We start from the raw sequence: 2,030 nt of genomic DNA, 5'->3' as shown, positions 1-2,030 counted from the left end.
GGTGTATAACAAGTGAGAATGGATAAAAGTAAGTTTATAAAAATAGCTACTTCAATAGGGGTGTCATCTTTTTTATTAACAGGTTGTGGTGATTATGAAGAAGAAACTGCTCAGCAAGAAAGTACAGCTGTTAAAACAGATGGTGCAAAACAAAGAAATGAGCAAGAAACATTAAATTGTGATGATAAAGCCCCAACCAATGAAAATGTAGAGAAAGATGAGTTATGCAAGGAAAATAATCCGTCATTTTCATCTTATCATGAAAACTCTCATTTACCGATACTTCCATTTGTAGCAGGATATTTATTAGCGAGTAGAACTTCAAATATGAATTATACAGCAAAACCAAATTTAATGAAGAAACCGTATGCAAATAATGTTATTCCATATCGTGAAAAAGATGAGCGTAGAACAGGTGGCGGTAGTAGCGGTGGTTATTCTGGTGGTTCTAACGGTAACAATAATACTTCCAATAAAGTAGATTTAAATAAACAGCAGCCAAATCCATCCAATAAAGTAACACCAGATACAAATACGCCAAAATCATCTACTACGCAAACACCGAAAGTAAACTCTGGTTCAAGTGGAATTGGAAACGCAAAAGCGCCAGCAGGATCCTAAAACGAAAGGGTAATGGAGTAATGTATACAGAACGAGAGCAAGAAGAGTATATGAAAGTATGGTTTTCACTTGCAGAAGAGGCTAGTAGGAATGGTTTCACTTGGCCTAGTCTGTTAGAGAATGAAGAATGGAATCAATATATGGCAACAGGGATGTATCGCATGCCAGCAAAAACTTATACTGCTATCTCAAAAGCGACAGAAGAAATCATGTATGTGTTATATAGAACGTATCAATATATTGTAAATACGACAGAAGATTTTCAAAAACTTGGATTCCCAGCTGAAGCGTGGGAAATGGCGAGAATGAAACATAATGGTTTATTTTCATATTTTACAAGGTTTGATTTTATCGTAAATGGTGACGATATAAAATTAATAGAAGTAAATTGTGATACGCCAACAGGCTATTTAGAACCGTCTGTCGCAAATGAAGTGTTATGCCGTTATCATGATGTAAATCACCCAAACCATATAGAAGAGCATATTGTGCAGGCATGGGAACAAATTAAACATGACTATCATATAGGCCCTGAAGAGACGATATATTTTACTAGTTATGATTGGCACGATGAAGATAGTCAAACGGTTCAGTTTTTAAGAACGTATTGCTTAAATCAGTCAACGGACTATGTAGGAATACAAGACATTGTCGTTGCGGAAGATGGTATATATACGCCGAGTGGAGAAAAAATAAAATATTTATATAGACTGTATCCAATAGAGTATTTAGTAACGGACGTTGATAAGAATGGAAAAAGGATTGGTTTACAATTTTTAGATCATATTGCGCAAGAAAGAGTGAAAATTATTAATCCGCCAGCCGCATTTGTTATGCAAAACAAAAGTGTACTCGCACTAATTTGGAAGCTTTATGAAGAAAGTGTTTTCTTTACAGAAGAAGAGCAAGACATTATTTATAAATACTTTCTACCAACATATTTTTCAAATAAGCGATTTCTAGAAAGACATGAATCATACGTTTCCAAACCTGTATTTGGTCGTGAAGGTGGCGGAGTATCTATATACGAAAATGATGAATTATTAGCTGAAGATAAAACAGAGTATTACTTTGAACAAAGGAAGATATACCAGCAATACATAGAAATGCCTGACTATACCATTGACACATGGGATGGTCCATATACTGGTAAACTATTAATTGGCTCTCACTGTATAAGCGGAAGAGCAGCAGGCTTATTTTTACGTGTAGGTGAGAAAATAACGGGAAACTTATCAATGTTTACTGGGGTTACAATTGAAGGATAAAGTAAACAAAGAGCTCATCATTTGTGATGAGCTCTTTCGTCTATGTATAAAACAGCTTTTTATGGTTGGATGTAAAATCTTCACTTTCTTTTTGTGTTTTAAATCTGGATATTATAATTTAAAAATTTTTTTGTGTAATAA

The 2,030-nt window shown here is 34.3% G+C and carries 2 protein-coding genes; both read left to right on the top strand.

The window, feature by feature from the left end:
* The first annotated feature begins 12 nt into the window (after window positions 1-12).
* On the top strand, window positions 13-621 hold the full coding sequence (locus ABWK52_RS20120) for a hypothetical protein (RefSeq protein ID WP_098280448.1): 609 nt from the start codon (window positions 13-15) through the stop codon (window positions 619-621).
* A 20-nt stretch (window positions 622-641) separates the two neighbouring features.
* On the top strand, window positions 642-1,889 hold the full coding sequence (locus ABWK52_RS20115) for a glutathionylspermidine synthase family protein (protein WP_000287883.1): 1,248 nt from the start codon (window positions 642-644) through the stop codon (window positions 1,887-1,889).
* Window positions 1,890-2,030: the final 141 nt, after the last annotated feature.

It is taken from the genome of Bacillus sp. AP50 (assembly GCF_040492675.1).
Classification (GTDB): domain Bacteria; phylum Bacillota; class Bacilli; order Bacillales; family Bacillaceae_G; genus Bacillus_A; species Bacillus_A cereus.
This window is presented reverse-complemented; position numbering and strand designations above follow the sequence as displayed.

Bases quoted from the DNA above. Each gene is read 5' to 3' on its own strand.
- ABWK52_RS20115 (WP_000287883.1), top strand. From the start codon at position 642: ATGTATACAGAACGAGAGCAAGAAGAGTATATGAAAGTATGGTTTTCA.